Raw genomic sequence first — 21288 nt, 5'->3', positions numbered from 1 at the left:
CTAACCCGTTTATCGCTTTATATCAAGGAACTCAGAGAAGTAAGTTTATTATAAAAAATGCGCATAAAATTCAGAAAATTTTATCGAGGAATCTTTCGTCATGCGAGTTATTCCGTATTTACTTTTCCAGATTTTCTTGATTACTGCGGGAAAATGTTTGTTAGTCGCTTTTAACGCAATAGTCCACAGATGAGCTATAAAAGCACAACCTTTGGTTTTACAATCAATATCCATGAAATAAAGGGCATTCTTAAATAAGGTGAGATTTTCTCTTTTAAGCAATGAGATTGTGCGGCTGTTAGCTTTTAATAATTTTCTTTTACGCAAGACTTTATTTATCAGTTTATGAAATTCCGCGGAATCCCTGCGGTGTTTGCCAAAGCTTTTAGTGATTGATTTATAGTGTACTATCAACGGAATATCAGGCTGTGAAAATTTATCAATATGAATAAAAAGGTCATTAATATTTTTCTTCAAATCCGTTACAGAAATTTCTGTGGGGGAAATAAGATAATCTAATTCGGGATTAATGAGCATATATTGGATAAGAGGCGGTTTCTCTTTGCCTTGTGGTAACCATCTTATTGCAGCAATATTAGACATGTAAATAGTTTAGATTTTTCATCCTCAGGTTATCTTTATATTTTAGTTTAAAAATCGAGTTCGAATTTTTCTTAGAGCAGCTGGGATTTAATTTTCTCTTGTACTGCAAGCATATGCTCTTCATTTTGATACTTGGTTCTTGGCCAAAAAAAGCCTTTTAAACCATCTTGCCTATTCCTAGGGACAATATGGACGTGCAAATGTGGGATACTTTGGCTAATCGTGTTATTCATGGCAATAAAACTTCCTGCTGCCTCTGTGGCTTTCTCCACTGCCACCCCAATTTTTTTAGTTAACATAAAAAGAGGGCTGATCAAGGAATCTGGCAAATCATATAAGGTCTTAAAATGGTTTTTCGGCGCAAGCAAGGTATGGCCAGGAAAGAGGGGGCGGTGGTCTAAAAAAGCAATGAATTGTTCATTTTCATAGACGATATAAGCCTTTTCTTTTTTTGCAATGATTAAATCAATGATGCATGTGGCTGATTCTGGCGCAGGCATATGAACCTCCCTGTTTCCCCTCCATCTTATCTTAGGGTCTATTGGCATTTCTACTATCTTGCCGAAAAGTGTTGATTTCTTGTGCTGCTCATAAATCAATATTTTTCGGCTTAAGCTGGCGAAATGTCAACAGACCCTAATTTCTCGCGTAGGAAAAATTATTACAGCGTACAAAGCCTGGGTTAACTTGGCTTGGATTGCGATGAGCTTAATGCATAGTTTGCCGGGTTTGACAGTTCATTATGTGGCAATGGCTTATTTGCCAGAGCAAAAAATGACGATCTTGTTTGATTCGGGATGTGAGGTCGTGCGTCACCTGGGGTTGGTAGGGGGCCTGTACTCAATGCAGGTTGCGCTGCACTCGTGGTTGATTGTACTCTTATGGGGGTTGGCTTTAGTATGTTTGCTGTCATTGGTTCTATTGTAGATACAGGTTGTATCATTGGCGGTATTCTTCCAGCGATTGATACTTCTGTTACTGGCGCTGGCTCTACTTTCCCCGCTGTTGCTCGTAGTATTGGTCCAAGGGCTTGCATTGCTTCCGCTGTGGTTTGAACGAGGGCTGGGACTGGTTGTGCTGTTGTTGTCGGTAATTGTTGTGCTTCTTTTACAGCTTTTAATTCTTCCTGGAGTGTTTTAACCACCTCTTCTTGAGCTTTAAATTTTTCCTCGAGAGTTTTTACTTTTTTTATCAAGGTGGTATAGTGCTTGTCAATCGTCGATTTATCTATCAATTTTTGAGCTCTTACTTTCGGTACCGCCTGCGAACTGGTTGATTGATTTTCTTGTTGAGAAGCACGACTGGTCCAATTACGCAGCAATTGAGCTATTTCAGGATGTTGATGCTGGTCTGCAAAGTTAGAGGCTGTTAGCAGTTCACCCTGCGTCGCATGGGGTATAAGAAGTCCCAGAGTAGCGGATTTACCCTCTTGTGCTGCTAGATCGAGCGCTGTAGTTCCTTGAGCATTTTTCAAATGAATTCCTTTCCCTGTTTCTACAAGTAGTTTTACACACGCTAGAAAGTCATTGGAAACTGCGAACATTAACGGAGTCACTTTAAAGTATCCTAATTGCCTGGCTGGATCCGCTCCCTTGGCTAAGAGTTCCCTAACCATATCAGGCTGGTTTAGTTGGGTACTCCACAATAAAGGATTGCGAGGATAAGGCTTATTTTGAAATTTGCCAGTATAGGTTTCTTGATTCAGGTCAAGTCCTTTGAAGTCAAGTAATAATCTGAATGCTGCGAGATTTCTTTTTTTTATAGCGATAGTTAAGGCTGAATCACCCTGTTCATTTAGCGCATTAATATCAATTTCACCATGGGCATGTAGTTTACGAATTTCATCTAAATCACCGTCAATAACCGCTTGAAAAATAGTTTTCACTGGAATTCCCCAACTAAAAAGGGGGTTATTATGTAAAAAATGATCAATTGATAAAGAGAAACTTTAGGAAAGTTGTATTCCATAAAGGAATTTGCCAAACGATAGAGGATTTTTATTTATCTAAGGGCTATAGTCATTTTTATAATAAATCAAGGCGATTGCTAATCATGTCCAATCTCTACGCTTCGACATTGAATAAAGAAATTGATGCCATACAAAATTTCTTGCCACAACTTTCTTCCCGGTTAAGCTGGAGTAAAGAAGAGATCAAAGCAGAACAGCAACGCGCTTTAATCGCTTTATTAGCTTATGCAAAAGAAAACTCACCGTATTATGCGAGCAAATTTTCTCATATTGAGCCATCCCGTTTTACTTTGAGTGATTTGGCTAAATTGCCTGTCATGACCAAAAAAGAAGCCATGACGCATTGGGATGAGATTATCACTGATAGAAAACTAACTTTGGAAAGGGCCCGTCAATTTCTCCATAACCAAATTGAACCGGAGCTATTGGATAATGCCTATCATTTTACAGCGACAGGAGGCTCTTCAGGAGTCAGGGGGGTATTTGGGTGGAGTATTGAAGAGTTTATCTTGTTTGTGACTGCTTTTTTTCGTTTTCAATATCGTGATGAGTTTTCTTCGCAAAAGGATAATAGCCGTTTACTCATGGCAGCAATTACTGCAGCCAAGCCGGTTCATCTGAGCCGATTTGTATTCACGATTCCTCTTATACCACAAATGAAAGTCCTCCTATTACCGGCTACGATGCCTATTACTAATATGGTTGAGCAACTGAATATCCAAAAGCCCAGCCATTTAATTGGCTACACGACCGAAATTTATCGCTTGGCTCAAGAGGCTTGTCGCGGAAAATTAAAAATTTTTCCTCGCCGCGTGAGTGTTAATTCAGAGCCCTTGTTCCCTGATATGTTAAAGACCATTAAAAAAGCGTGGAATGTTCCTGTGACTAATATGTGGGGGTCATCTGATGCTGGTCCACACGCGCAAAGCTGTGATCATACTAATCATCTCCATCTCAATGAGGACCTCATCATTTTTGAGGCAGTTGATGAAAATAATCAACCAGTTCTTGATGGACAAGAAGCAACGAAAGTATTGGTGACTAATTTATTTCATAAAAGCATGCCTCTATTCCGCTATGAAATTGATGATCGTATTACCATTCTGGCGGATTCATGTTCTTGTGGGGCACCGTTTAGATTAGTGCAATCCATTAAAGGGCGTAATGACGACAGTTTTTCCTATGCCAATGGCATTTGTGTTATTCCCGAAGTATTTGAAAATCTAATTTTTCCGGAAGAGCAAGTAGAAGAGTATCAAGTATTTCAAACCATTCAAGGTGCTGAAATTTGGTTAACGGCCAGAAAAAATTTCGCTACCGAGAAAATGCAAAAAGATCTGGTTGCTGCCTATCGGCAAGTGGGTATAGAAAATCCTCTGATTGAAATCAAGATTGTTCCTCAATTAAAGCGCCATCCTGAAACAGGAAAATTAAAGCGCTTTGTCAAACTCGAGAGCTAAGCTGGATTAATAGGGCTGAATAATTACTGGGTATTATTCCATTTTAAAGCTAGTGATAGCGGTGGGCATTTCTTGATAAATGGTATGGATTAAGTTATTCATTTCTTTGGATTCGGCCGTTTTTCTAAACAGCATTTCAACAAAATCAGCTGCATTCATTGGCCACTTATGTTCGTCAATTGTTTCAGATTGATTTTCATCATCGATAAGTTTTGCATTTTGCTGCAAAAAAAGATCTACTGCTTCTATATCATAGGCAACGAGGGCTCCTGATTGGATACTATAGAATTGTCCTTTGGGAACAACATCATACATTTTTTTATCGGCCATATGGATAAATTTCTTAGTCTCGGGTTTATAAGCATAGATTTCTTCAGGTAAGGCAGCTGGAATGACCAGGATCTTTAAGCCTTTCTTTTTCAACAAAAGAGAGGTTTGAAAGACATCGTAACCCGCTTCGCGTATTCTGGCTAATGGCAAATAACCTAAGGCTTTTCTCTCTCCAATGTCGCTTAAGTCCCTCATTCTTGGATCAGAAAAGAAATCTCTATTTTCAGTCTCAATTTGTTTTGATTCTTCTAAAAAAGGAGATTGTTGAGTGGGTACGTCACTTTTTTTTTGACTAGAGGTTTTTTTAGTCTTCTTCAGACCTGCAAAAAATTTTTTCATACTTTATCCAAATTCATCTTTTAAATTATGGTATCAAAAAGCAAAATTTTCCAATGATGCTCTAAATGAGAAGCAATTGTTTAACGCTCAATTAACGGGAAATGGTTAGTTGCTCTTGAGAGGATTATTTTTTTCTTGCTTTAACAATGACCGCATCACTGACATTAGAAAAACCATGGACGTCTAATTGAAAGGATGCGACTTGAGCACGTAATTGACTCGAACTACCACCGTCCAGATTAAGTGCATTTTCGCAATTGAGCGGAGCTGCTTTCATCAGTTGCGCTAATTCCGTAGTGGACATAGGCATATTATCGGTAACGAGAATAATGACACGTCCATCCTGAGTGATACCTAAAGCAGAACGCTCAGCTCTACCTGGTTTAAGAGGAGGAATACGATTATTAATTAACAATCTTGGGCCGCTCTGTATGGCAAAGTCGATTTGTCGATCAGGACTGTATTGCCTGATATTGCTTAAATAAGCTTTCTGATGTTTGACGTAAAAAATTCCCCACCAGCTGATATTTTTAGCAGGATTTTTTTGCCGCCTATTATAAACTCGTAAACCTAGCGGTTTATAATTACCATCAAAGAACCCCCCATTGATAGCCAGGAGCGCATTACTATGCTGCGCATATTCATTAACTGATGCATGTTCACGTGATAAATCTTTAGCGGTAACCAGGGAAAGCTCATTGTTTTTCAGGTTAATACGAAAGGCGTGGATATGGGACCAAGGTGTCAAAAAGCGCCCCTCAAGATCTTGATACTCAATGCCGGGTGCCAATTGACGCCAACCACTGCTAGCAATCACATAATGAGTAAAAAACAACAACAGTAGAGCAATAGTTATAAATTTAGAGGCTTGTGTAAGCCATTTTACAAGAGCAATGGTTTGCCTGGGCATATTAATCTTGTATCCTTATGAACAAACTTTGATAGCGGTAGACCTACCATGAAAACATTACCGGAAAATAACAATAGAGTAGCGCTTAAGTCAACCAACAATTTATTAGAATTAATGCATGATGTCCTGGATCGCGCTCGTGCGCAGGGTGCAACGGATGCGATGGTTTCAGTTAACCATGATAGTGGTTTTTCAGTTGATGTTCGTATGGGGGAAGTTGAGACAGTTGCTTTTAGTGAGGATAAAGGAGTAAGTCTCGTTGTTTATATTGGACATCGTAAAGGTGGTGCAAGTAGTACAGATACCTCTCCTGCTGCTTTGGATGCCTTGGTCGCTGCTGCTTGTGATATCGCTAAAGTGAGTGCCGAAGATCCTTGTTTTGGACTTGCGGATCGAGAGTTGATGAAGAATCATCATCCTGATCTTGATCTTTATCATCCTTGGGAAATAAAGCCGCCTCAGGCAATAGAGAAAGCACTTGCTTGTGAAGCTCATGCGTTGGCCATGGATAAACGTATTTCTAACTCTGATGGGGTTAATTTTTCCACCTATGCTTTCTGCAATGGTTTTGCCAATAGTTATGGCGGGGAGGGTGTAATTCACAGTACGCGTCATAGCATTAGTTGCTCTCTTATTGCGAAAGAAGGAGAGAGCATGCAACGAGATTACGATTATACGACGGCAAGATATGCAGAAGGTTTAAATTCACTGGAAGCCTTAGCGCAAAAAGCAGTTGAGCGCGCTACCAGTCGTTTAGGGGCAAGACAGGTGAAAACGCAAAAAATACCGGTGTTGTTTTCTTCGCGTGTATCGAGTGGTTTGCTGGCAAGTTTTATTAATGCTATTAGTGGTTCAAATTTGTACCGTAAGAACTCTTTTTTACTGGATGCCTTGGAAAAGCAGGTTTTTCCTGCTGGTTTTAAAATTTATGAGCAACCTTATCTTTTAAAAGCATTAGGAAGTTCACCGTTTGATGGTGAGGGTGTGCCAACAAGAAATAATGTTTTTGTTGAAGATGGACGTTTATGCCAATATGCATTAAGTAGTTATTCAGCTCGTCGCTTAGGTCTGAAAACAACTGCTAATAGCGGTGGAGTTCATAACTTAACGCTTGATCCCACTGCAGGCGATTTGCAGGATTTATTACATAGAATGGGTACGGGCTTGTTGGTGACCGAGTTAATGGGACAAGGCGTAAATGGCCTAACTGGTGATTACTCACGCGGGGCAAGTGGATTCTGGGTAGATAATGGTGTTATTCAATATCCGGTTGAGGAGATAACAATTGCCGGTAATTTGAAAGATATGTTTAAAATGATTACTGCTGTTGGTACAGATATTAACCCAAATATCTCCACTCGTTGCGGCTCTATCCTGATTGAACAAATGATGATTGCTGGACACTAGGTGCTGGTTATCTTTCCATTATCATAAATGTGCATGTCGAGCCAGGAGCCCAAGCTACATGATTAAGCTAGATCACAAGCTAATAGGTGTAGGTTGGGCCCTTCGCTATGTTTTGAGCCTGATAGTGGAACAGAAACGTCAAGATTGTAATAATATCAACAATTTCTAACCACAGGAGTTAACTTTTCTTGCTATAGTTAAAAATAAAATGGAGCGCGCTTATGTGCCGTTTTGTTGCCTACCTTGGACATGATGTTGTGCTGGAAGATGTACTGGTTAAACCAGTTAATTCCATTATAATGCAAAGCTTACATGCTCGGGAATCCACAATCCCTACGAATGGTGACGGTTTTGGCCTGGGTTGGTATGTTCCCTCTATTAGTCCAGAACCTGCATTGTTTACATCCATTTCACCAGCATGGAATGATAGAAATTTGCTTCATTTGACCGCAAAAATTAAATCCCCCTGTTTTTTTGCTCATGTACGTGCTGCCAGTGCTGGTGGTGTGACTAACTATAATTGCCATCCCTTTATTCATGGACGATGGATGTTAATGCATAATGGCGGGATTAACGATTTTATTGTCGTTAAACGCCATTTACGGCATTTATTGGAGGATGATATTTACCATTGGATTCAAGGAGAAACGGATTCCGAACATTTATTTGGCCTCTTTTTACAATTGGCCAAGGGGAAAGATCTTAGTAAATTGTCGGTTGTAGCAGATACATTACAAGACACTTTGTATGAAGTGATTCAATTGGTTCAACAATTTGGTACGAAAGGCCCTTCCTATTTTAATATCTGTCTTACTGATGGTGAGCGGATAGTTGCTAGTCGTTATTGTACTGATAAAGAGGACTCTCCAGAATCCCTGCACTATTTTAATGGCGCTTGTTTTGCTGGCAGGGAGCATTTCCATAAGCTAAAGGAAAATCATAAGCATGAGTGTATCTTAGTAACTTCGGAGAAATTAACCAATATCAGTGATCAATGGGGTGATGTGCCGGCTAATCATTTGTTACTGATTGATAAAGACAGACGGATACAACTACGCCCACTGTGAAACAGTGGTAGCAAGATGACTCAAAAGACAGTAGCTCGGATCTATGAGTTAATTTTTATCTCGGAAAATAATACGACCCTTGCTTAGATCATAGGGTGTTAACTCTACTTTGACCTTATCACCAGTTAATATGCGAATATAGTTTTTGCGCATACGGCCAGAAATATGAGCGGTAACAACGTGACCGTTTTCAAGTTCAACACGAAACATAGTATTTGGTAAGGTATCAACGACAGTACCAAACATCTCAATATGATCTTCTTTTGCCATGGGTCCTCAAAAATGAAACTCAATAAGGCGCAAATAGTGCACTAAAATAAGAAAAATGGCAATCCAGTCTTTCCTCTAAGTCACTATTTTTCTTTAATTAACCTCTTTTGTCCATAGTCCTTGCCGAGTAGGGTATTTTAATGTTTCCTGTAAATGGTGCAAAAATTCACGACGACTGATAGTAATTGCACCCAAACTTTGCAGATGTTTGGTAGGTAACTGGCAATCTATAAAATCAAATTTCCAGGTCGCCAAAGTATGGCAAAGATAATACAAGACTAATTTTGAAGTATCCCGAAGTCGATGGAACATCGACTCACCAAAAAAAGCTCGTCCTAGACTAATACCATATAAGCCACCAACTAGTTGCTCCTCTAACCATATTTCAAAAGAATGTGCATAACCCATTTGGTGCAAGAGGGTATATGCGTCTCTCATGCCATCAGTAATCCAGGTATTATTTATTCTTCCCTCACTGTTAGCGCAAGCGAAAATGACCTCACTAAAGGCTGTATCAATAGTGAAGCGATAAGGTTTTTTAAGGGCCTGTTTTAAACTGTGGGACACTTTAAAGGCTTGGGGTTTTAAAATCAAACGAGGATTAGGTGACCACCAAAGAATAGGACATCCTGGTTCAAACCATGGAAAAATACCTTGCTTATAAGCCACTAACAAGCGCTCTGGTGACAAATCCCCGCCAATTGCGAGTAAGCCTTGGGCATCACTACTCTCAGGGTCCGGGAAGTTTATATCTTGGGTTGTGCGGGATGTTGAAGAGGGAATGGTCGGCCTCCTGCTTGTGATATTAATGTGAGTTTAATATAAAACACAGGATCCTGTTTTTATATCGCACAACGAACGTTATTCCATAAAATGCGCAGCAGTTATAGGGGGACAGGACTAATCAAGAGTCCATTCCTATAGTAAGATTACTCTATTAGCAACAGTGATTCCACCTTGATTTTTCCCAAGGGTATCCTCGATATTCAAGATCTAAATGTCACTTGAATAAATAAAAAATCAAGGTGTATGAAATTGAAATTATGAATTTGTAATAGAGCCTAAACTATCCAAATATTTTTCAGCATCTAAAGCAGCCATGCAACCAAACCCTGCTGACGTAATAGCTTGGCGATAAACATGATCAGCAACATCACCACAGGCGAAAACCCCATTGATACTCGTAGCAGTGGCCATGCCCTCCAAACCAGAGCGGATAGTCAGATAGCCATCTTTCATGGCAAGTTGTTCTTTAAACAAACCCGTATTGGGATCATGACCAATCGCAATAAAAACGCCATCAACAGCCAGATCGTGGCTGCTATCATCGAGAACATTGCGGACACGGGCTCCGGTGACTTTCATATCGTCACCAAGCACTTCTTCCAATGTATGATGCCATAAGAGTTTTATATTACCTGTGCGTGTTTTTTCAACGAGTTGATCCTGGAGAATTTTCTCGGCTCGTAAACTATCACGGCGATGAATAAGGGTAACAGAAGCTGCAATATTTGACAGATATAAGGCTTCTTCAACAGCGGTATTTCCTCCGCCTATAACGCAAACAGCTTTGTTACGATAAAAAAAGCCATCACAGGTTGCGCAGGCTGAAACGCCACGTCCCTGGTAAGCTTTCTCTGAGGGCAGTCCCAGGTAACGGGCAGATGCTCCGGTTGCAATAATCAGCGCGTCGCAGGTATACGTTTCACTATCCCCTTGCAAGACAAAAGGACGTTGCTGTAGATCTGCCTTTACAATATGATCGAAGATAATTTTAGTTTCAAAGCGCTCAGCATGCTGTTGCATGCGATCCATTAGCGCCGGACCCTGTAAGCCTTCTACATCGCCAGGCCAGTTATCGACATCAGTCGTCGTGGTTAATTGGCCACCTGGTTGCATACCAGTAATGAGTACCGGCTTAAGATTAGCACGGGCGGCGTAGACCGCTGCAGTATACCCGGCGGGACCTGAGCCAAGAATTATCAGGCGATGGTGATTGCTTTCGCTTATCATCTCTGCCTTCCTTATGAATTATGTTAAGATGGCAAATAGTATGACAAAATAAGGCACATTAAAATACCTATGCGAAAACAACAAACGGGTAATCAGGCCGGCACCCCGAAGCAGGCTATGCCAAATTTCTTGCTCAAACGTGTTAGTGAAGGCAGCTTTATTTTGGTATTAACCTGTGCTTTCTTCATGATACTCGCGCTTAGTACTTATCAAACCACCGATCCAGGTTGGTCACATGCCAATAAAGGAAATATCGGGATAGGCAATGCTGGTGGCCAGGTTGGTGCTTATATTGCTGACGGACTTTATTTTATTTTTGGCTATCTCGCATACCTTTTACCGTTTTGTTTTGCCTATGTTGCCTGGCTAATTTTAAAAGATCTGCGTGCCTTGCGGATTGTGAATCGGCTAGCTATGTTTTTACGTGCCAGTGGATTGGTTTTTCTGATGATTGGCAGTTGTGGATTGCTAAGTTTATCCTCTATTGCGCCAATTGATGCAGTGCATAGTGCGGGTGGCATACTGGGCAGTTTCGTCTCTGGTGGTTTTGATTATGCGTTGAACACCCAAGGGGCTGCTTTATTACTGTTTGCCATTTTACTAGTGGGTATTACCCTGTTAACGGGGCTCTCCTGGGTTGGAGCTACGGAGTTACTTGGTTTTTATTCCGCTACCTTATTAAATCGCTGTTTTGGTGGCCTGGTTAGAGGCTCTCGTTTTATACGAGCAGTGATTAAGCGTTTTAGAGAACGAGAAAAATCAACCGTTGTTAAGAGCAGTAAACCAACACGTAGATTAATAGGTGGAAAAAAAGAGAAACCTGTTGTAGTGAATATACCTTCCCTGGAGCCTCTTGACTCAGTGATCAAAACGCCCTCTCCTGTGGTTACACCCAGTATACCTGCTCCCTCTATTTTGAAATCTGTAAAAGAGCCAGTCCGTCCTGTTGCCAAGCCACCTGCACAAGCGCCGACTGGGAGTTTACCAGCGCTTAGCCTGCTTGATAAAGGACGACCCGGTAAGGTAATGGGGGGATATACCCACCAGGAGTTGGAAACAGTATCGCGAGAAGTCGAACAGCATTTATTGGATTTCGGTATTCAGGCAGATGTAGTTGCTGTCCATCCGGGACCAGTAATCACTCGCTTTGAATTACAACTGGCAGCCGGGATTAAAGTCAGTAAATTGTCAGCACTGGCTAAAGATTTAGCTCGATCTTTATCGGTTACCAGTGTGCGAGTAGTTGAGGTTATTCCGGGTAAGACAGTCGTCGGTCTAGAGTTACCGAATCAACAACGGGATATGGTCTCTCTGTCCGAAGTGTTATCAGCGGATGTTTATCAGCAATCCCATTCACCATTAACCCTGGCTTTGGGGGTTGATATTGCAGGCCATCCAATGGTAGTTGATTTGGCAAAAATGCCTCATTTACTTGTAGCTGGTACAACTGGGTCTGGTAAATCAGTGGGGATCAACGCAATGATTTTGAGCCTCTTGTTTAAATCAACTCCTGAACAAGTACGACTCATTATGGTTGATCCAAAAATGCTCGAATTATCAGTTTATGACGGGATCCCACACTTATTAACGCCGGTAGTGACTGATATGAAAGAGGCTGCCAGTGCGTTGCGCTGGTGTGTCGGCGAGATGGAGAGGCGTTATCGTTTAATGGCTTCTTTAGGGGTTCGAAATCTGGCAGGTTTTAATGCCAAGATTGCGGAAGCTGAGGCAAAAGGTGAGCCCTTGGCTGATCCTTTGTGGAAACCGGTTGATTCTGTAGATGAAACTCCACCTGTCTTGCAATCGTTGCCTTATGTAGTAGTCATTATTGATGAACTAGCCGATATGATGATGGTGGTAGGCAAAAAGGTAGAGCAATTAATCGCTCGTATTGCCCAAAAAGCCCGTGCAGCGGGTATCCACTTAATTCTGGCAACACAACGGCCTTCTGTAGATGTGTTAACTGGGCTTATTAAGTCAAATATTCCTACTCGAATGTCTTTTCAGGTCTCTTCAAAAATAGATTCTCGCACCATTCTTGATCAACAAGGGGCTGAACAGTTACTTGGCCATGGTGATATGCTTTACTTAGCGCCTGGAAGCGGAGCCCCATTACGTGTGCACGGAGCATTTGTTGATGATAAAGAAGTGCATCGTGTCGCTGATGATTGGCGAGCACGGGGTGAGCCTGAATACATTGATGATATTCTCCAAACACCTGGTGAAGGTTCTGAGGGTGGTTTCGGTGAAGAAGGACAAGAGACAGAAGAAACAGATCCTCTCTATGATCAGGCTGTTGAGTTCGTGATTCAGACACGAAAAGCGAGTATTTCTTCTGTGCAACGTCGTTTGAAAATAGGTTATAACCGAGCTGCGCGACTCGTCGAAGAAATGGAGCGGACCGGAATTGTAGGACCCTTGGATGGGGGGTTCAGAGATGTATTAGTGTCTACAGTTAATGAGGATTAACTATGAAAAAATTAGTTTTATTGCTATCGCTTGTATTTGCCGCTAATGCCTTTTGCGAATCGGTTGGGGATGTTTTACAGACAAAACTCAATGCTATTCGCAGTATGACTGCCAGTTTCAATCAAGTCATCAAAACCAAAGAAAAAGAAATCTCGCGTTCTTCTGGAACTATGGCCCTTGAGCGTCCTGGACGTTTCCGCTGGCAAACTAAAAGTCCTATGGAGCAATTGGTCGTTGCGGATGGAAAAAAACTTTGGGTTTATGATGTTGACCTGGAGCAAGTAACCGTTAAAAAACAGGAAAAAAGTTTGGGTGGTACAGCGGCTCTGTTTTTAAGTGGTTATGATGATACGGTGACCCGTGATTTTGATGTCACTGCAACGACGGCTGGTGATAAGCAATCTTATGATTTGCAATCTAAATCCCATAAAGCAAATTTTCAGCGAATGAAGCTGATTTTTAATCGTGATGTATTAATTGCCATTGAAATGTTTGATCAACTTGGCCAACACACCGTTGTCAATTTGAAGAACGTAAAAACCAACCCTAAAGTTGCTGCCAGTTTGTTCCAATTTAAGCCGCCTAAAGGAACAGATGTAGTACACCAATGAATTTATTTAATACTCAACCCAACGCTCCTCTCGCAGAGTTATTAAGACCCAAACATTGGGATGAGGTCATCGGGCAAGAACATTTGTTGGGAACAGGGAAACCATTAAGACTTGCTTTTGAATCCGGCAAGCCGCATTCCATGATTTTGTGGGGACCGCCTGGTGTAGGAAAAACAACCTTGGCACGATTAAGTGCAGCGGCGTTTGATTGTGAGTGGATAGCGCTTTCTGCTGTTTTTTCTGGTGTTAAAGATATACGTGCTGCGGTTGAGGAGGCCAGGCAGCATTTAATGCAACAACGTCAAACGTTACTTTTTATTGATGAAATCCACCGTTTTAATAAATCGCAACAAGATGCTTTACTGCCTTTTACTGAATCAGGTCTCATCACGTTTATTGGCGCAACAACAGAAAACCCTTCTTTTGAAGTCAACTCTGCCTTATTGTCCCGCGCCCAGGTTTATGTGTTAAAGCCGTTAACAGATACGGAGCTTAAACGTTTATTAATTCGTGCTCAGGAGAGAGTACTTAGCCATCTGCAATTTGAAGCGGAGGCTGAGGCTCATCTTATTGCTTCTGCTGATGGCGATGCTCGCCGGTTTTTAAATCTTTTGGAACAAGTCAATACTGCTGCGCAGGCTCAAGGGACAGTCCAAATTACTGCTGAATTAATTAACAATGCCCTGAGTTCGACAAGACGTCGTTTTGATAAGAGTGGAGAAAATTTTTACGATCAGATTTCAGCCTTACATAAATCAGTTCGTGGCTCCAATCCTGATGCAGCACTTTATTGGTTATGCCGTATGCTTGATGGTGGTGTTGATCCCTATTATCTTTCTCGCCGCATTGTGAGAATGGCTTGGGAGGATATTGGATTAGCTGATCCACGTGCTATGCAACTTGCGAATGATGCTGCCTTAACTTACGAGCGCTTAGGCTCTCCTGAAGGCGAACTGGCTCTTGCTCAGGCGGTTATCTATATGGCAGTTGCCGCTAAAAGTAATGCTGGTTATGTTGCTTACAATAAAGCGACGGCTTTCGTGAAACAGGACAAATCGCGAGAAGTACCACTTCATTTGCGCAACGCACCGACCCAATTAATGAAACAGTTAGGTTATGGCCATGAATACCGTTATGCCCATGATGAACCGGATGCTTATGCTGCAGGAGAAAACTATTTACCAGAAGGGATGAAAGAACCTCGCTGGTATCAACCAGTTTCACGAGGCCTTGAAAGTAAAATTGCGGAAAAGATGGCATTCTTGCGGAAACTGGATGAAAAAGCAGGAAAGAAGTAAAATTCTGAGATTATTTAGGGGCTGTTTACGTTTCGCTCTGCAGTAGTTATGACTTGATTTTGAGGCATGCAGGTTATCCCTCGACAAGCTGTTGGGAGCGGCGGCCAACCTGCATTTGCCTATGCTTTGTCCTGCTATTCGAGTAGCGGTCAGAATATCCTAAACAAGTTTGTGGGTGGCAGCATTTATCTTACGATAGAGAAAAGCCAAAACGGGTGGTAGAAGGGAGAGGGCAATAATACCATAAATAACGATGGCAAAATTGTCCTTAATAATGGGAATAGAACCAAAAAAATACCCTAAACTGAGCAAGCTGCCCACCCAAAATAGAGCACTAACCAGATTGTAGATGGAAAATAGTGAGACGGTCATATAGCCGACTCCTGCCACAAAAGGGGCAAAGGTGCGAATGATAGGAATAAAGCGAGCGAGGATAATTGTTTTCCCCCCATGCCTTTCATAAAACTGATGGGCTTCAATTAAGTATTTTTTATTCAATAATCGAGAATGATTTGCAGAAAATACCCGTGGACCAATAGCTTTTCCTATGAAGTAATTTATTTGGTTTCCGGCAATCGATGCGATTACTAATAGACTGAATAAAGGCAGAATACTCAAAGGTGTACTTTGCTGTGCTGCAAGACTGCCTGCAGCAAAAAGTAACGAATCACCTGGTAGAAAAGGGGTTATAACTAGCCCTGTTTCGCAAAATATAATGGCGAACAATGCTAGATAGGTCCAAATACCATATGCTGATACAAAAGCAATAAGATAAGTATCTATATGTAAGATATAATTTAATAATTGATGTATAGTTTGCATTGAGTCCCCAATTTTTGTAACTTCAAGAGTTTGATCTAAGCCGGGTTCAGAGCCAGTTTACAGTATATGGTATAATCTTGTCTTTATTATAAAGTTGAGGCAAGTTTAATTTGACGCCAAACCTTTTATAAATGTCAAAATAGCGACTTTAATTCGTTTTTTATAGATTAATTATCTGATTTTATTTATATTTTAGTTTTGGCTTAAACTTTGCTACGGGTTTTCCAATTAATCAAGGTACTAATGTATGCATTGCACTGAGGTTTCTCCAAACGAAACACAAGCAGCAGTCAGCTTACCTGCTCAAGACATTTTAACCTGTCTACCTTGTGGTCTAGTTGTGCTGAATGCGCAAGGTTACATTGTTTGGCTCAATAAAGCAGCTGAGGCTTTGTTAGGAACGGGACTACAGGGAATTGCCTGGCTTAGGGTAATTAAGCAAGTGTTCGCTCCTCGCGCCGATGATGGTCATGAAGTTTCTTTAGTGAATGGTCATAGATTACATGTAGCCATTTCTTCGCTCGAAAGTTTACCAGGACAATTAATTACCTTAACAGACGTCACCGCTAGCCGTGATTATGAACAATCCAAAGCAAATCAGCATCGTTTAATGGCTATGGGTAGAATGACCGCCCAGCTTGCTCACCAGATTAGGACCCCTTTGTCATCAGCAATACTCTACACAGAGCATTTAGCCGCGCAGCCGCAGAGTGATAGCCGTTGTTTACAGTGGATTACTCGTTTACAAGGTTGCCATGCCAGTATAGAACAGCAAATTCAAGAGTTGTTGTTATTTGCCAAAGGTGAAATGATTGAGCTTGTTTCGGTATCATTACAAGAGTGTTGTAATCAGTTAGCTGAACGAGCACAGCCTTTTATTCAGGCTGAGTCTGCAAGTTTTACGATTGATAATCAATCACAGAAAGATGAAATGCTTTTGCATAAAGAGTCATTTATCGGGGCTGTGTTAAATCTCGTTATCAATGCCTTGCAAGCCAAGGCAAATTGTATCAGTCTCACCATTGAGGATCAGGCCGATGGTGGCGTGCAATTTAAAATGATCGACAATGGTCTCGGGATGCCTGATGATGTAAGAGGGCAGGCCTTTACGCCCTTTTTCACAACGAAAGCACAGGGAACAGGATTAGGGCTTGCTGTTGTTTATGCAGTTGTAAGAGCGCACGGTGGAGAGGTTATGTTAGATTCTTTACCAGGGCAAGGGAGTTGTATAACGATTAATCTACCAGGATAATGGTATTTTACCCGAGGATAACTCATGAGTGACGTGTTAATTGTTGAAGATGATCCCGTTTTACGTGAAGCACTGGCAGAAACAATGAATCTGGCAGGACACTCTTATCTGGCAGCGAAAGATGGTAAAGAAGCATTGGCCATGCTGGAGCGTCATAGCCCCGCAATTATCTTAAGTGATGTACGTATGGATAAGATAGATGGGCAACAACTTCTTGCTGAAATTCAACGTCGAAATCCAGGTGTTCCTGTTATTTTGATGACAGCGCATGGCTCAGTTGAAGATGCGGTCGCTGCAATGCGTCATGGTGCGGTTGATTATCTGCAAAAACCTTTTAGTGCGCACGCGCTTACTGAAAAAATTAATCGCTACATCAAACCTGTTATCCTGGAAGATGATAGTCAGCCAGTGGCTCAAGATCCGAAGAGTCAAGCCTTGTTGTCCATGGCGTTGCGAGTTGCGCAATCAGATGTTGGGGTGATGATCAGTGGTGAAAGTGGTACAGGAAAGGAAGTGTTAGCGCACTTTATTCATGATCATTCTCCGCGTAAGCAACATCCTTTTATTGCTATTAATTGCGCAGCAATACCTGAGCAAATGTTAGAAGCGACTTTATTTGGCTATGAAAAAGGAGCGTTTACTGGTGCTTACAAGTCAACTCCTGGGAAATTTGAACAGGCCCAAGGTGGTACTTTATTATTGGATGAAGTCAGTGAAATGAATTTGGGTCTGCAGGCAAAATTATTGCGGGTGCTGCAAGAAAAAGAGGTCGAGCGCATAGGGGCTAATAAACTAATTAATCTTGATGTACGCGTATTAGCTACTAGTAATAGAAAACTGCTTGATGAAGTGAAGGCAGGCCGTTTTCGAGAGGACTTGTATTATCGCTTAAATGTTTTTCCTCTCCATTGGTTGCCATTAAGAGAAAGAATCTGTGACATTATTCCGTTGGCAAATTATCTGATTCGTCGTCATTGTCAGAATAACCAACCACTAATTCCAAGTTTGAGTGATGAAGCCAAGCAAGCTCTACTTGAATACAGCTGGCCTGGTAATGCTCGTGAACTGGATAACGTTGTACAGCGTGCATTAGTACTTCAAACACAGGGCATCATTGAAGTGCCCCATTTGCAATTACCAATGCAAGGGGTGGATGAACCAAGGGTTGTTAAGAAGGTTGATAGTAAAAATCTTCAGAATCACGAGTTTGAGTTAATCGAACAAACACTCAAAGAATATGATGGTAACCGACAAAAAGTTGCAGCGGTTTTAGGGGTGAGTGAGCGTACATTGCGTTATAAATTAGCAAAAATGCGCGAAGAGGGATATGTCGTATAGGAACTCAGTAAGCAGGGATAGAGGAGAACGATAATGAGCGATATTAATACCGTCTCTTTGCTAAATCAAATGCGTGTATTGGCAGCTAAAGCTGAAGGTAGTAGTGTAGAGAATGCAACCCAGACTTCATTTGGTGATGTTTTTAAACAGGCCTTGGGCGAAGTCAATCAATTACACCAAAATGCAGACAATTTAAGAACCAAATTTGAGTTGGGTGATAAAAGTGTCGGTATTGGCGAGGTCATGGTCGCAGCACAGAAATCAAGCCTGGGTTTTGAAGCGACTTTAAGGGTAAGAAACAAATTAGTACAAGCTTATGAAGATATTATGAATATGCCTATATAGCGGGCATCTAATTACGGAACTGTTAGAAAAAGAACAGCCACCTATTGGTGATACAGGAGTTAATCATGGCATTGGCTGACAGTGCTTCAACTGCCGCAGCAAGATTTGCAAGTCTCTCTGTCCCAAGGCAATTGGGATTGATGTTAGGGCTTGCTGCAAGTGTAGCAATTGGTGTTGGAGTGGTTTTATGGTCACGCGAACCAACCTATCTACCTCTTTATAGTGAAATAGGACCACGAGACGCGGCTGATATTGTGGAACTGTTACAACGTAATAATATCCCATTCAAAATTGATAAAAGCCATGGCACCATATTGGTACAAGCCGATGAGGCGCAGGAAGCGCGCTTGAAAGTAGCTGCGGAAGGCCTGCCGCGTGGTAAGGGGGTCGGTTATGAAGCATTCTCCACCAATTCCAATGTTTTTAACAGCAGCCAATTTATGGAAAATGCTCGCTATAAACAAGCTCTAGAGACAGAGTTAGCGCGCACTATTAGTCAATTTCATGATATAAAATCTGCTCGAGTCCATTTAGCTATTCCTCGCGAATCTGCTTTTGTCAGGGATAATCGTGAACCCAGTGCTTCGGTGTTTATTGATGTTTATTCCGGACTTGAATTGAAAAAACAAACCATTGCATCGATTATTAATTTGGTCGCCTCCAGTATTCCAAGTCTTTCTGCCAATCGAGTCACTGTTGTTGATCAAAACGGCCAATTGCTAAGTGAGGGCGGAGGGCAAACATTATTTACCAATACCGAACGCTTTATGGATTATCGTCAAACTCTTGAACAACAATACGTGCAAAGAATTCAGGATATCTTAACGCCTTTACTTGGCTATGGGCGAGTTAGGGCGAAGGTTTCAGCGGATCTGGATTTTACTTCTTTTGAGCAAACCCAGGAAATTTACAATCCTGAATTGCAATCACTGCGCAGTGAGCAAAGCATGGAAGAAAAACGTAATGTAGGGGGTAATGCCAGTGGTGTCCCAGGTTCCTTATCAAATACAGCGCCAGCCAATGCGAACTTGCAGCAAAATAAAGGCAACAACCCCAATGCCAAGAATAGTACCCAGGTCAGTAACGCTGATGTTGATGTACAAGCGAGTGACTATCGCAAACAAAGTACAAAGAATTTTGAATTGGACAAGACAATTAGTCATACCAAAAATCAACCAGGAACCATTAAACGTTTAACGGTTGCTGTTTTGGTAGATGATAAACCGGCCTTGAATCCCAAGACTAAAAAAATGGAAGTTAAACCGTTAACACAAGCTGAAATTGAGCAAATTAAAGTCCTTGTTGCCAACGCAATCGGTTTAAATGCCAAACGGGGTGATAGCTTGAATGTCCTTAATAGTCATTTCGTCAAGCCTGATCCGGTCCCTCCGTTACCCGAAGAAAAATTTTGGCAAAAAGATTCTTTTTGGTCAATAATGAAACAAGTTGGTGCTGCATTATTTGTATTGACGATGGTGTTTGGCCTTCTCAGGCCATTGTTCAGGAACTTATCTGGCGTACGTCGGGAAGAAAACACAGAGGAGAAGGCTGCGGAACTTACTCAAGAGGGTCAAGCGATGTTGCCTCATGCTAATGATTATGAATCACAATTGTCATTACTTCGTCAGGTGGTAGACAAAGAGCCAAAACGGGTAGCGCAAGTCGTTAAAACTTGGGTTGAGCGGGGATAGTACTATGGATGGCATCGAACGGGCTGCAATTTTGTTGTTAGGGATGGGAGAGAAAAATGCTGCTGAAGTACTGAAGCACTTGGAACCGCGTCAAGTTCAAAAAGTTGGTATGGCTATCTCCACAATGAGCAGTGTCAGTAAAGCAAAAATGCAAGGTGTGTTAGGTGAGTTTTTAACTGCGATTGAAGATCAAACAAGTTTGACAGTCGATGCTGAAAATTATTTACGTACCGTCCTGATCAATGCCTTGGGTGAGGAAAATGCAATTCCGTTTATTGACAGGATTTTAGTATCTGATAAAGACAGCGGGCTTAATCGACTTAAATGGTTGGATGCCCGTCTTATTGCTGACGTGATCCGTAATGAACATCCACAAATTATCGCCACCATTCTTATCCATCTGGACAGTGAACAATCCGCTGAAGTGGTGAGTTATTTTACATCGGAAAAACGAGCTGAAGTTTTATTACGGATGTGTACGATTGATACGGTTAAACCTGAAGCTATTTCTGAGCTTGGGCATGTTATTGAAAAGCAATTAAGCGGTCAGAAAGTTGGAAAAATAGCGTCAGTCGGAGGCATTAAAAGCGTTGCTGATGTGATTAACTTTCTTGAGGGTTCGGTAGAGACAGAAGTACTTGAGAAAATTCATGAATGGGATGAAGAGCTTTGCGACAAAATTAAAGACAAAATGTTTGTTTTTGAAAATTTAGTGGATATGGATAATCGCAGTGTACAGACTTTATTGCGTGACGTATCTACTGAGCAGTTAATGTTAGCACTGAAGGGTACAACAGAACCAGTCAAAGAAAAGATTTTTACTAATATGTCAAAACGGGCTTCAGATTTGTTACGTGATGATTTGGAGATGCAAGGACCCGTGAAGGTCAGTGATGTGGAAAAAGCCCAACGGGATATTCTGGCCATTGCCAGGAGCCTGGCGGATGAAGGTAAAATTGCTCTGGGTACTAAAGGTGGCGACGAGATGATCTAGGGCTTGTTAATTAATTCGGCTAGAAATGAACTGATGATCATTTCCTGCGCTTCGCTGTAACGCTGGTCAATAAACGTTGTTGTTTTATTTTTAGCGAATT

The 21288-nt window shown here is 41.4% G+C and carries 20 protein-coding genes; 11 read left to right on the top strand and 9 right to left on the bottom strand.

All coding sequences use genetic code 11. The features are described 5' to 3' along the window. Window positions 1-48: 48 nt before the first annotated feature. From DYC89_RS10065 to DYC89_RS10055, 3 genes are all read right to left on the bottom strand, one after another. On the bottom strand, window positions 49-603 hold the full coding sequence (locus tag DYC89_RS10065) for a hypothetical protein (protein ID WP_245953978.1): 555 nt from the start codon (window positions 601-603) through the stop codon (window positions 49-51). Window positions 604-674: 71 nt separating this feature from the next. Then, the gene (locus DYC89_RS10060) at window positions 675-1103 is read right to left on the bottom strand and encodes an HIT family protein (RefSeq protein WP_115221661.1); all 429 of its coding nucleotides are present in this window, start codon (window positions 1101-1103) and stop codon (window positions 675-677) included. 182 nt (window positions 1104-1285) lie between these two features. Further along, the gene (locus DYC89_RS10055; protein WP_181879373.1) at window positions 1286-2488 is read right to left on the bottom strand and encodes an ankyrin repeat domain-containing protein; all 1203 of its coding nucleotides are present in this window, start codon (window positions 2486-2488) and stop codon (window positions 1286-1288) included. A 167-nt stretch (window positions 2489-2655) separates the two neighbouring features. Between DYC89_RS10055 and DYC89_RS10050 the strand changes: the two genes are divergently transcribed. Next, window positions 2656-4032 (top strand): phenylacetate--CoA ligase family protein, encoded by a 1377-nt coding sequence (locus DYC89_RS10050; RefSeq protein ID WP_115221659.1) that lies wholly within the window; start codon window positions 2656-2658, stop codon window positions 4030-4032. Between the two features lie 33 nt (window positions 4033-4065). Here DYC89_RS10050 and DYC89_RS10045 read toward each other — a convergent pair whose 3' ends face one another. Next, complete coding sequence (locus tag DYC89_RS10045) at window positions 4066-4701, bottom strand: hypothetical protein (RefSeq protein WP_115221658.1); 636 nt, start codon at window positions 4699-4701, stop codon at window positions 4066-4068. A 124-nt stretch (window positions 4702-4825) separates the two neighbouring features. Further along, window positions 4826-5611, bottom strand: coding sequence for a phosphodiester glycosidase family protein (locus DYC89_RS10040; RefSeq protein WP_115221657.1), 786 nt, complete (start codon window positions 5609-5611; stop codon window positions 4826-4828). A gap of 48 nt (window positions 5612-5659) precedes the next feature. On the opposite strand from DYC89_RS10040, the gene pmbA reads away from it, so the two are divergent. Beyond that, window positions 5660-7018 (top strand): metalloprotease PmbA, encoded by a 1359-nt coding sequence (pmbA, locus tag DYC89_RS10035; protein ID WP_115221656.1) that lies wholly within the window; start codon window positions 5660-5662, stop codon window positions 7016-7018. Window positions 7019-7239: 221 nt separating this feature from the next. Next, window positions 7240-8085, top strand: coding sequence for a class II glutamine amidotransferase (locus DYC89_RS10030; protein ID WP_115221655.1), 846 nt, complete (start codon window positions 7240-7242; stop codon window positions 8083-8085). 48 nt (window positions 8086-8133) lie between these two features. Here the strand turns inward: DYC89_RS10030 and infA are convergent, their stop codons facing one another. The 3 genes from infA to trxB all read right to left on the bottom strand — a co-directional run bounded on the left by infA (window position 8134) and on the right by trxB (window position 10368). Continuing rightward, window positions 8134-8355 carry a translation initiation factor IF-1 gene (gene infA / locus DYC89_RS10025; protein WP_058447834.1) on the bottom strand — a complete coding sequence of 74 codons (222 nt, stop codon included), beginning with the start codon at window positions 8353-8355 and terminating at the stop codon, window positions 8134-8136. A 93-nt stretch (window positions 8356-8448) separates the two neighbouring features. Continuing rightward, window positions 8449-9105 (bottom strand): leucyl/phenylalanyl-tRNA--protein transferase, encoded by a 657-nt coding sequence (gene aat, locus DYC89_RS10020; protein ID WP_115221654.1) that lies wholly within the window; start codon window positions 9103-9105, stop codon window positions 8449-8451. Between the two features lie 291 nt (window positions 9106-9396). Further along, complete coding sequence (trxB, locus tag DYC89_RS10015) at window positions 9397-10368, bottom strand: thioredoxin-disulfide reductase (RefSeq protein ID WP_412754457.1); 972 nt, start codon at window positions 10366-10368, stop codon at window positions 9397-9399. Window positions 10369-10437: 69 nt separating this feature from the next. On the opposite strand from trxB, the gene DYC89_RS10010 reads away from it, so the two are divergent. Genes DYC89_RS10010 through DYC89_RS10000 form a run of 3 tightly spaced genes read left to right on the top strand, consistent with a single transcriptional unit; the run spans window position 10438 to window position 14746 of the window. Further along, a complete protein-coding gene (locus DYC89_RS10010; RefSeq protein WP_115221653.1) occupies window positions 10438-12837 on the top strand; it encodes a DNA translocase FtsK in 2400 nt (799 codons plus the stop codon). 2 nt (window positions 12838-12839) lie between these two features. Then, window positions 12840-13448 carry an outer membrane lipoprotein chaperone LolA gene (gene lolA, locus DYC89_RS10005; protein ID WP_115221652.1) on the top strand — a complete coding sequence of 203 codons (609 nt, stop codon included), beginning with the start codon at window positions 12840-12842 and terminating at the stop codon, window positions 13446-13448. Next, complete coding sequence (locus tag DYC89_RS10000; RefSeq protein WP_115221651.1) at window positions 13445-14746, top strand: replication-associated recombination protein A; 1302 nt, start codon at window positions 13445-13447, stop codon at window positions 14744-14746. Before lolA ends, DYC89_RS10000 begins: the two co-directional genes overlap by 4 nt. Window positions 14747-14905: 159 nt before the next feature. Here DYC89_RS10000 and DYC89_RS09995 read toward each other — a convergent pair whose 3' ends face one another. After that, the gene (locus DYC89_RS09995) at window positions 14906-15568 is read right to left on the bottom strand and encodes a DedA family protein (protein ID WP_115221650.1); all 663 of its coding nucleotides are present in this window, start codon (window positions 15566-15568) and stop codon (window positions 14906-14908) included. Window positions 15569-15815: 247 nt separating this feature from the next. On the opposite strand from DYC89_RS09995, the gene DYC89_RS09990 reads away from it, so the two are divergent. The 5 genes from DYC89_RS09990 to fliG all read left to right on the top strand — a co-directional run bounded on the left by DYC89_RS09990 (window position 15816) and on the right by fliG (window position 21188). Beyond that, a complete protein-coding gene (locus tag DYC89_RS09990) occupies window positions 15816-16820 on the top strand; it encodes a sensor histidine kinase (protein ID WP_115221649.1) in 1005 nt (334 codons plus the stop codon). 24 nt (window positions 16821-16844) lie between these two features. Continuing rightward, a complete protein-coding gene (locus tag DYC89_RS09985) occupies window positions 16845-18158 on the top strand; it encodes a sigma-54-dependent transcriptional regulator (protein ID WP_115221648.1) in 1314 nt (437 codons plus the stop codon). Between the two features lie 33 nt (window positions 18159-18191). Next, window positions 18192-18503, top strand: coding sequence for a flagellar hook-basal body complex protein FliE (gene fliE, locus DYC89_RS09980; RefSeq protein WP_115221647.1), 312 nt, complete (start codon window positions 18192-18194; stop codon window positions 18501-18503). Window positions 18504-18568: 65 nt separating this feature from the next. Then, complete coding sequence (gene fliF, locus DYC89_RS09975) at window positions 18569-20194, top strand: flagellar basal-body MS-ring/collar protein FliF (protein WP_115221646.1); 1626 nt, start codon at window positions 18569-18571, stop codon at window positions 20192-20194. Between the two features lie 4 nt (window positions 20195-20198). After that, window positions 20199-21188 carry a flagellar motor switch protein FliG gene (gene fliG, locus DYC89_RS09970; protein WP_115221645.1) on the top strand — a complete coding sequence of 330 codons (990 nt, stop codon included), beginning with the start codon at window positions 20199-20201 and terminating at the stop codon, window positions 21186-21188. The last annotated feature ends 100 nt before the right edge of the window (window positions 21189-21288 follow it).

Source organism: Legionella donaldsonii (genome assembly GCF_900452385.1).
Lineage (GTDB): Bacteria > Pseudomonadota > Gammaproteobacteria > Legionellales > Legionellaceae > Tatlockia > Tatlockia donaldsonii.
This window is presented reverse-complemented; position numbering and strand designations above follow the sequence as displayed.

Bases quoted from the DNA above. Each gene is read 5' to 3' on its own strand.
- DYC89_RS10010 (WP_115221653.1), top strand. From the start codon at position 10,438: ATGCGAAAACAACAAACGGGTAATCAGGCCGGCACCCCGAAGCAGGCT.
- DYC89_RS10040 (WP_115221657.1), bottom strand. From the start codon at position 5,611: ATGCCCAGGCAAACCATTGCTCTTGTAAAATGGCTTACACAAGCCTCT.
- DYC89_RS10050 (WP_115221659.1), top strand. From the start codon at position 2,656: ATGTCCAATCTCTACGCTTCGACATTGAATAAAGAAATTGATGCCATA.
- pmbA (WP_115221656.1), top strand. From the start codon at position 5,660: ATGAAAACATTACCGGAAAATAACAATAGAGTAGCGCTTAAGTCAACC.
- infA (WP_058447834.1), bottom strand. From the start codon at position 8,355: ATGGCAAAAGAAGATCATATTGAGATGTTTGGTACTGTCGTTGATACC.
- DYC89_RS09990 (WP_115221649.1), top strand. From the start codon at position 15,816: ATGCATTGCACTGAGGTTTCTCCAAACGAAACACAAGCAGCAGTCAGC.
- DYC89_RS10065 (WP_245953978.1), bottom strand. From the start codon at position 603: ATGTCTAATATTGCTGCAATAAGATGGTTACCACAAGGCAAAGAGAAA.
- fliG (WP_115221645.1), top strand. From the start codon at position 20,199: ATGGATGGCATCGAACGGGCTGCAATTTTGTTGTTAGGGATGGGAGAG.
- DYC89_RS09995 (WP_115221650.1), bottom strand. From the start codon at position 15,568: ATGCAAACTATACATCAATTATTAAATTATATCTTACATATAGATACT.
- lolA (WP_115221652.1), top strand. From the start codon at position 12,840: ATGAAAAAATTAGTTTTATTGCTATCGCTTGTATTTGCCGCTAATGCC.
- fliF (WP_115221646.1), top strand. From the start codon at position 18,569: ATGGCATTGGCTGACAGTGCTTCAACTGCCGCAGCAAGATTTGCAAGT.
- trxB (WP_412754457.1), bottom strand. From the start codon at position 10,368: ATGATAAGCGAAAGCAATCACCATCGCCTGATAATTCTTGGCTCAGGT.
- fliE (WP_115221647.1), top strand. From the start codon at position 18,192: ATGAGCGATATTAATACCGTCTCTTTGCTAAATCAAATGCGTGTATTG.
- DYC89_RS10000 (WP_115221651.1), top strand. From the start codon at position 13,445: ATGAATTTATTTAATACTCAACCCAACGCTCCTCTCGCAGAGTTATTA.
- DYC89_RS10030 (WP_115221655.1), top strand. From the start codon at position 7,240: ATGTGCCGTTTTGTTGCCTACCTTGGACATGATGTTGTGCTGGAAGAT.
- DYC89_RS09985 (WP_115221648.1), top strand. From the start codon at position 16,845: ATGAGTGACGTGTTAATTGTTGAAGATGATCCCGTTTTACGTGAAGCA.
- DYC89_RS10060 (WP_115221661.1), bottom strand. From the start codon at position 1,103: ATGCCTGCGCCAGAATCAGCCACATGCATCATTGATTTAATCATTGCA.
- DYC89_RS10045 (WP_115221658.1), bottom strand. From the start codon at position 4,701: ATGAAAAAATTTTTTGCAGGTCTGAAGAAGACTAAAAAAACCTCTAGT.